General features: G+C 36.9%; 2 protein-coding genes. Both read right to left on the bottom strand.

All coding sequences use genetic code 11. From position 1 onward, the window contains the following. Nucleotides 1–5: 5 nt before the first annotated feature. Nucleotides 6–410 (bottom strand): TerB family tellurite resistance protein, encoded by a 405-nt coding sequence (locus H5202_RS23055; RefSeq protein WP_182774061.1) that lies wholly within the window; start codon nucleotides 408–410, stop codon nucleotides 6–8. A 16-nt stretch (nucleotides 411–426) separates the two neighbouring features. Further along, nucleotides 427–1,108: hypothetical protein (locus tag H5202_RS23050; RefSeq protein WP_220493989.1), on the bottom strand; the 682-nt coding region annotated here is incomplete at its 5' end.

Below are 1,108 nucleotides of genomic sequence, written 5' to 3'. Positions count from 1 at the left end.
ATAAATTACTCCTTATTAACCATCGCATAGCCTTCGGAGACCATATCGTTCATTGCTATCACCCACCGCTGAATTTTTTTCGATTCATAACTCTCAACAGAAAGTATTTCAGCAAACTCTTCCATAAAATCACTTTCTTCCTTAGACACCTCTCCGTCAGCAAGTAAGATCCCAAAAAGTTCTAGCATCACTATTCGTTTACTTTTTTCTGTTGATTTAGCTAGCACTTTCATAACCACGTCTATATTGTCTTGCTTTGAAATCTGATATTCAGCAAGGCAACATTCTTGAATGAAGGATTGATAAACCATCTGCTCTTCAGGCTTATATTCGCCATTCAGACCCATGGCATATTTAGCCAATTCTAAAAAGTTCTTTTTTTCGCCAATGTTAAGTTCTGATAAGTACATCTACAATTCCCTAATATTAATAAGCAGTTTCTAGTTCTACCGATTTCTTGCCTGATTGATCATATGTCGTTTCGATACGCTTACTGATCTCCCCCGCATCATCATAGATATATTCGAATATAAGGTTACCTTGGTCATCAAACTCAGAACCTTTAACTGGCTTGCCATCCTCATTAAACAACATCTGATATCTAAGATTATCACCCGCATATGTGTCACTACTGCGTTTTATGCCATTCTCATAATAGACTTGAGTAATCTGACCTGAATGCTTATCTTCAATTTGGGTAACTTTGCAATCTCCAAGCTTCTTTAAAAAATCGTCTGTTTCGAGAGTCAATTCTTGATGTTTAGCTAGCTCATTAATAAGGCTTACTAGGTTGTCAGCTCGTAGCTTTTGAATTTGAGTTGTCAATTGCTCAAGTTGCGCGATTCTTTCCTGGCGATTGGTAAATTCCGATTTTTCTGCTAGCTGTTTAAGTGTAATCAATAGATCTTTTAAATTACTGTGTGACTGCCCAAGTAACTTCTGAATATGCTGAAACTCATCACTCTGTTTCTTCACTATAAACTCAGAGCTATCCATTTGAGCTTGGGCAATATCTAAAAATGCACTATTAGTTTCAGTCTGCTGCTTAATAACCAATACTTGTAGCGCTGACATATCACCTCTAAGTTCACGAGTATGTTCAGCTAAC

The organism is Shewanella sp. SG41-4 (genome assembly GCF_014164505.1).
Taxonomy (GTDB): domain Bacteria; phylum Pseudomonadota; class Gammaproteobacteria; order Enterobacterales; family Shewanellaceae; genus Shewanella.
The sequence above is the reverse complement of the archived record's forward strand: the minus strand, read 5'-3'. Positions and strand labels throughout refer to the sequence as shown.